Raw genomic sequence first — 6,534 nt, 5'->3', positions numbered from 1 at the left:
TCCGAAATCAAATAAAATCTGCTCAATCTGCCAAATCTGCGTGCTAAAACATTATGCTAGAACTTCCTTTCTTATTATTTAATTCTAAACAAATCAAACTTTTCCGGATCCGGTTGGCTCGCATTTTCTGGCTCACGCAGATCTAGCAGATGGAGCGGACAATTTTTATCTTTTTCAATCCGAAATCAAATAAAATCTGCTCAATCTGCCAAATCTGCGTGCTAAAACAGCTACTCTTTAATCATAAACAAATCAAACTTTTTTAAATCTGGTTGGCTTGCTTTTTGCTACAGATTTCAAGGTTATAAAGCTTTGGATTTTGCCTCTAAACTTAATCAAAGACCTCTGTTTAACACTTTGGTGAACTTTACGTTTAAATTCTGTACTCCCTTTAATTACAAACAATTTTTAGTACTTTTAAGCGTTTTTAATTAATACAATTACAAAATTCAGAATCAAAATGACTTCTACGGATTCTTCAGATAAAAAGAAATCACTACTCCTCTCGACTGCTATATATGCAGCGTTATTGCTATTGCTGTTTTTCATCCGTTTTTGGCCTCCTTATAATCCGGAAAACAATGTTGCACTTGCTGCCGGTGGCGGAGGTGGTGGCGTAACTGTCAATTTTGGAGACAGTGATTTAGGGTCAGGCGCAAATTATAAAAGTGAGGTTCTCGAAGTCAAAAACGAAGCCAAACAAACTCCTGCAAAAGCAACTCCGGAAGAAGCTATTATCACACAGGAAAACACCTCAACAGATGAAAGTGTCGTAATTCCAACAAAAGAAAAACCTAAAAAAAATACTCCTGTTGAAAAACCAACAGTAAAACCCGTACCGGAAAAACCAAAAGTTTCCAATTCGACTAATGATGCTTTATCCAGCATCTTAAAAGGATCAAATAAAGGTGGTGACGGAAATGATAAAACAGCCGGAAACAAAGGAAAATCCACAGGAAGTTTAGGCTCCAATGGCTATTACGGCGATGGAGGTTCGGGTGGAGGAACCGGAGGTGGTCACGGAACCGGAACTGGTATCGGTACTGGAAGTGGTTATGGAGCTGGAAGCGGCGGAGGCTCCGGCGGCGGATCGGGTTATTCTCTTGGAAACCGAAAAGCTTTATCTAAACCTAAACCAAATAGTGAATGCAGCAATGAAACAGGGACAATAGTTGTACAAATCACCGTTGATAAAAATGGTAATACTATCAGTGCCATTCCAGGAGTAAAAGGAACTACAATTACTGCTAAATGTTTAAGAGAACAGGCTAAAATGGCCGCTATGAACACTAAATGGGATGCTAACAGTAATGCTCCGGCAAAGCAAACTGGAACAATTACTTACAATTTCAGTTTAAACTAAAAAAAACAAACCCGACAGGTTTTTGAAATCTGTCAGGTTTGTTTTTTTATACGTTACCTCAGTTATTTAGGACTTGTAGCAATCACAAACTTCAAATTATTCTTGACTCCTATCTGCAACACATCAACTAAATCCTGTACTTGTAAATTAAACGGAATACGAACTACGACCGTTTGTTGTTTGTCTGCTCCTATTTTTGACATTAAAGAAGTTTCCAGATTTTCAAAATCTACCGGTTCTTTGTCTATATAAAACTTTTTATCTTCTGTAACCGACAAACTAATCAGTTGTTTGTTTGTTTTTTCATTGGCTTTCGCTTTAGGCAGCGTCATTTTAATAACATTCGGATTTGCAAGTGTTGAGATAATCAGGAAAAACAACAGCAGGAAAAACATAATATCACTTAATGACGATGTTGCCACCTCAGCATGAAATCTTCTTTTTCTTTTAATAGACATAGCTTATGCTCTTTGAATTATATTGACAAATTCTAATATCTGTTTTTGAATTTTTAAAGCAAAATCATCAATTTTTCCGTTCAATAAATGGTAAGCACTATAGGCAATAATACCCACGATTAATCCGGATCCACTACTGATCATTTTTTCGTACAAACCTCCGGAGATATTACCGATACTGATATTTTCCGTAACCGAAATGCTATAGAAAATCTTAATAACTCCCGAAATAGTTCCAATAAAACCTAAGGTTGGCGCAATACCGGCAATAAGTCCTAAGTGACCTAAACGTCTTTCCATCTCACCAATTTCAATATCGGCAGCACGATCCATATTCGATTCGATCTCGGCAATAGGTCTTCCGATCACCAGTACACCTTCTTTCAGGATATTTCCGGCAGCGGTATTACTTCTTTCCACAATTGTTCTGGCCAATTCAATATTTCCCGCATTCAGTTTATCGCCTACGTCCTGCATCAATCGATTGTCGATCTTAGAAGCCTTACTGATATACAAATAGCGCTCTATAATAACATAGAAAGTATAAAACAATAAAAGGGCAATTGGGATCAGAAAAAAACCTCCTTTTAAGATAAATCCTAAAACTGAGATTTCCGTATTTGGAGCAATTTTTTCGACAACTAAACCAGATGCGGCATTTGCAATAGTATCAGTTTGTAATTGAATGAGGCTAAACATATTTTAATTCTTGTTTTTAATAATTAATTCTAAAAAATATTTCAATTTTGCACTAAAGATAATTTTCATTGTAGTATTAAACTAAAAAAAAGGGAAATTATTTCAATTCAACACCATTTTATCCAAACAAAATGAACTATCAAGAGACTACAAATTGGATGTTTAACCAATTGCCCATGTATCAGCTTCAGGGCGCATCGGCATACAAAGAAGATTTAACTAATATCAAGTTACTTGCAGAACATCTTGGCAATCCGGAACGTCAGTTAAAATGCATTCATGTTGCCGGAACGAACGGCAAAGGCTCTACATCACATATGCTGGCTTCGGTACTACAGGAAGCCGGATACAAGGTTGGATTGTACACTTCACCACATCTAAAAGATTTCAGAGAAAGGATCAGAATAAACGGCATCGAAATTTCAGAAGATTTTGTTTGTGCTTTTATCGCCAAACACAAAAGTTTCTTTGAATCTAACGATATGAGCTTCTTTGAAATGTCGGTTGGATTGGCATTTGATTATTTTGCATCTGAAAAAACAGATATCGCAATCATTGAAGTCGGCCTGGGCGGACGTCTTGATGCTACCAATATTATCACGCCACTAGTTTCTGTAATTACCAATATAGACTTAGATCACACACAGTTTTTAGGAAATACTCCGGCTGCCATTGCCGGCGAAAAAGCAGGAATCATAAAACCAAACGTTCCTGTTGTTATCGGGGAATACACTTCTGAAACACAACCTGTTTTTTTAGCCAAAGCCAAAGAAAAAAATGCTCCCATTTACTTTGCTTCTGATTTGATCCAGGATGTTTTTCCATCTGATTTAATTGGTGATTATCAATTTCACAATAAAAAGACAGTACAGCAAACGATAGCGGTTTTAAACAATCAAAACGAATTTAAAGTTACGGTTGAAAATTTAAAAAACGGACTATTAAACGTCAGTAAAAATACCGGACTTCAAGGAAGATGGCAGCAGTTGGGCCAAAATCCGAAAATAATTTGTGATACGGCACACAACAAACACGGACTGGCAGTTGTCATGAACCAGATTCAAAAGGAAACTTTTGATACGCTTCATATTGTCTTGGGTGTTGTAAACGATAAAGATCTCGACTCTATTTTGCCTCTTTTCCCCAAAAAAGCACAGTATTATTTCTGCCGACCGGATTCTTCGCGAGGTTTAAGTACGGAGATTTTACAAAATGAAGCAAAAAAATACAATTTACTAGGCGAAAAATACGACACTGTCGCTGCTGCTTTTTCTAAAGCAAAGCAAAATGCTTCCCAAAATGATTTTATTTATGTTGGAGGAAGCACTTTTGTCGTTGCCGAATTGCCTTTGAATTAAGAAAAACTGAAATGCTGGTAAAAATTCAAAATTTTCACGTTCTATAATAAATTCAACACCAGCGGTATATAAAATTTCAAGAAAAAACTTTAAAATTTTACGGGATTTTCTTTGCAGAACTCAAAAACAAGAGTATATTTGCACTCGCAATCACAAATGATAGCAACCTAGTAAAATAGGGCGATTAGCTCAGCTGGTTCAGAGCACCTCGTTTACACCGAGGGGGTCGGGGGTTCGAACCCCTCATCGCCCACAAAGAAACTCCTTAAAAAATAAGGAGTTTTTTTATCAAAATAGATTACACCCTATAAAAAGGGCGATTAGCTCAGCTGGTTCAGAGCACCTCGTTTACACCGAGGGGGTCGGGGGTTCGAACCCCTCATCGCCCACACAAAGACAAACAACGCCATTGGATTCCAATGGCGTTGTTTTTGTTAAAAGACTTCATAAACTGCTTAGCTAAATTTTTACCAAAACGTCGATTATAGTTTTTTTTGGATAGTATTCTAAAACTTTACGATACATTACATATAGACATCTCTTTTTTTAAACAGCCAAAATTGTACAGTATATTTTTAAATTTTAATTAATTGAAAGAAGTCCTAAATTCTAATGGAGAGAGTTTTGTTTTATTCTTAAAAAATTTGTTGAATGATTGTGAATGTTCAAAGCCTAATTCATAAGCAATCTCGCCAACAGATAAGTTCGTAGTAGAGAGTTTTTCCTTTGCTTTTTCTAAAATTTTGTTTTGAATGTGCTGTTGTGTACTTTGACCAGTCAGTAATTTTAATAAACCGCTCATATAATTGGGTGAAATATTCAGACTTTCGGCAATAAATTTTACCGTTGGCAAACCTTTGTTCGATAAATCATCGTTAAAGTAAGTATCGAGTAAATCTTCTATTCGTTCTAATATCTTGTGATTCGCTATTTTTCGGGTAATAAATTGTCTTTGATAAAACCGCTCAGAATAATTCAACAAAGTTTCTAACTGGGAAATAATGATGTTCTGACTGAAAGTATCGATATTCGAATGGTATTCGAGCTGAATATTTTGAATGACATTGATAATCATTCCTTCTTCTTTTTCCGAAAGAAATAAAGCTTCATGCATTGAATAATTAAAGAACTCGTACTTTTTAATGGTTTTAGCCAAAGGTGAATTCCAAAGAAAATCCGGATGTATCAATAAAATCCAACCAGCGTGATTAGTCGTATTTCTGATTTCTTTCTCAATTTTAAATACCTGATTTGGTGCCATAAAAAACATCAAACCTTCATCAAAATCAAAAGATTCCTGTCCGTAAATCATCTTCACACCCAAATCACGTTTGATTGCGATGGAATAATAATCCATAATGATAGCCTGATCAGGATCAACCAACGAATGGTTGATGTGTTTATAATCGACAACACTAATCAAAGGATGCTCCGGTTTTGGGAGTGCCCAAAACTTATGGAACTCACTAATATTTTTTAATCGGATAGGTGGTTTACTTTCCATTTTTATCTCTTTATTTCTATTTCAAAAATACGGATAAACAGCAGTTTGAATTTAGCCCAATCGACTTTTGTTGTAGTTAGATTTCAATCTTCAATTTCTTGGAAACCGATGGAGTACTTAGTTCTAAAGATTTGGTTACAACAAAAATAGATTTAGATACATATTCATTTTGTTTTTCTCTGAATTTTGCACAATTAAAAATTAGATAATAAGATGAAAAAGACAATAACAATCGGAGCAAACACCAACAATCCTATTACTATTAATCGATTGGGTTATGGTACGATGCGACTACCTGGCGACTTTGTTTGGGGAGAACCAAAAAACAAAGACGAAGCTTCAGAAATATTAAGAACTGCAAGTCGCAAAGGCATTAACTTTTTGGACACTGCAGATTTTTATGGTGATGACATCACAAACAAACTCATTGCAGAAACACTCTATCCGTACAATGATGATTTATTGATTTGTACTAAAGTGGGGGCTGGAAGAACTCCGGATAAAGGCTGGTGCGTATTTGATACTCCGGAAAATTTAAGAACAAGCATCGAAAGAAATTTAAAAACATTGAAGTTAGAACAGCTTTCATTAGTTCATTTTAGAGTAATGCCTAATTCTGAAACCCCTTTTAAAGAGTCTTTACAAACCATGTTTGATATGCAAAAAGAAGGGAAAATTCTGCATATTGGATTAAGTAATGTGAGCCCTGAAGAATTGGAAATTGGATTATCTATGGGAAATATTGTAAGTGTGGAAAATGCTTTTGGTTACGGGCAAAGGACAAGTTTCGAGTTGCACGGCATGCAAACCAGAGGACTGCAGGAAGTGATGCCTTTGTGTATTGCCAATAATATTACGATGGTTCCGTTTTGGTCTCTGCTAAACTCTTTGTCAAAAAACGATGATAAAATAGCTGTAATTGCCAAAAAATATAAGGTAAGTACTGCTCAGTTAAATATTGCATGGCTGTTGCATTTTAACGATTTGATTCTGCCAATTCCGGGTACTTCCCAATTGAAACATTTTGAAGAAAACATAGCTGCCCTTGACATTCAAATAACAGAAGAGGATATGGCTTTTTTAGCATAGTTAAAAGATAAAAATCAGTTTATAATAGTGGGACTTAACCTCTAGTATCGAATATTTTGATAT

Annotated in this window: 6 protein-coding genes and 2 tRNA genes; 5 read left to right on the top strand and 3 right to left on the bottom strand. The window is 35.6% G+C overall.

Translation table 11 applies throughout. The annotated features are described in order from the left end of the window. The first annotated feature begins 460 nt into the window (after nucleotides 1-460). Complete coding sequence (locus tag ACHRV3_RS22585; RefSeq protein WP_395436242.1) at nucleotides 461-1,363, top strand: energy transducer TonB; 903 nt, start codon at nucleotides 461-463, stop codon at nucleotides 1,361-1,363. A 62-nt stretch (nucleotides 1,364-1,425) separates the two neighbouring features. Here ACHRV3_RS22585 and ACHRV3_RS22580 read toward each other — a convergent pair whose 3' ends face one another. After that, complete coding sequence (locus tag ACHRV3_RS22580) at nucleotides 1,426-1,821, bottom strand: biopolymer transporter ExbD (protein WP_047774417.1); 396 nt, start codon at nucleotides 1,819-1,821, stop codon at nucleotides 1,426-1,428. 3 nt (nucleotides 1,822-1,824) lie between these two features. Next, the gene (locus ACHRV3_RS22575; protein ID WP_047774419.1) at nucleotides 1,825-2,520 is read right to left on the bottom strand and encodes a MotA/TolQ/ExbB proton channel family protein; all 696 of its coding nucleotides are present in this window, start codon (nucleotides 2,518-2,520) and stop codon (nucleotides 1,825-1,827) included. Between the two features lie 131 nt (nucleotides 2,521-2,651). Here ACHRV3_RS22575 and ACHRV3_RS22570 point away from each other — a divergent pair, with 131 nt between their 5' ends. The 3 genes from ACHRV3_RS22570 (at nucleotide 2,652) to ACHRV3_RS22560 (ending at nucleotide 4,267) form a co-directional block, all read left to right on the top strand. Then, nucleotides 2,652-3,878 (top strand): bifunctional folylpolyglutamate synthase/dihydrofolate synthase, encoded by a 1,227-nt coding sequence (locus tag ACHRV3_RS22570; protein ID WP_395436241.1) that lies wholly within the window; start codon nucleotides 2,652-2,654, stop codon nucleotides 3,876-3,878. A 178-nt stretch (nucleotides 3,879-4,056) separates the two neighbouring features. Beyond that, nucleotides 4,057-4,131 (top strand) — tRNA-Val (locus tag ACHRV3_RS22565). A 61-nt stretch (nucleotides 4,132-4,192) separates the two neighbouring features. Further along, nucleotides 4,193-4,267: transfer RNA gene (locus ACHRV3_RS22560), tRNA-Val, on the top strand. A gap of 197 nt (nucleotides 4,268-4,464) precedes the next feature. Here the strand turns inward: ACHRV3_RS22560 and ACHRV3_RS22555 are convergent. After that, entirely contained in the window at nucleotides 4,465-5,382 is a 918-nt protein-coding gene (locus tag ACHRV3_RS22555) for a helix-turn-helix domain-containing protein (RefSeq protein ID WP_395436240.1), read from the bottom strand. A 213-nt stretch (nucleotides 5,383-5,595) separates the two neighbouring features. Here ACHRV3_RS22555 and ACHRV3_RS22550 point away from each other — a divergent pair, with 213 nt between their 5' ends. Next, entirely contained in the window at nucleotides 5,596-6,471 is an 876-nt protein-coding gene (locus ACHRV3_RS22550; RefSeq protein ID WP_395436239.1) for an aldo/keto reductase, read from the top strand. Nucleotides 6,472-6,534 lie beyond the last annotated feature (63 nt).

Source organism: Flavobacterium sp. FlaQc-49 (assembly GCF_044005985.1).
Classification (GTDB): domain Bacteria; phylum Bacteroidota; class Bacteroidia; order Flavobacteriales; family Flavobacteriaceae; genus Flavobacterium; species Flavobacterium cupriresistens.
This window is presented reverse-complemented; position numbering and strand designations above follow the sequence as displayed.

What these genes read in the sequence shown, in the direction of transcription:
- ACHRV3_RS22550 (WP_395436239.1), top strand. Translation starts at nt 5,596, where the DNA reads ATGAAAAAGACAATAACAATCGGAGCAAACACCAACAATCCTATTACT.
- ACHRV3_RS22570 (WP_395436241.1), top strand. Translation starts at nt 2,652, where the DNA reads ATGAACTATCAAGAGACTACAAATTGGATGTTTAACCAATTGCCCATG.
- ACHRV3_RS22585 (WP_395436242.1), top strand. Translation starts at nt 461, where the DNA reads ATGACTTCTACGGATTCTTCAGATAAAAAGAAATCACTACTCCTCTCG.
- ACHRV3_RS22555 (WP_395436240.1), bottom strand. Translation starts at nt 5,382, where the DNA reads ATGGAAAGTAAACCACCTATCCGATTAAAAAATATTAGTGAGTTCCAT.
- ACHRV3_RS22580 (WP_047774417.1), bottom strand. Translation starts at nt 1,821, where the DNA reads ATGTCTATTAAAAGAAAAAGAAGATTTCATGCTGAGGTGGCAACATCG.
- ACHRV3_RS22575 (WP_047774419.1), bottom strand. Translation starts at nt 2,520, where the DNA reads ATGTTTAGCCTCATTCAATTACAAACTGATACTATTGCAAATGCCGCA.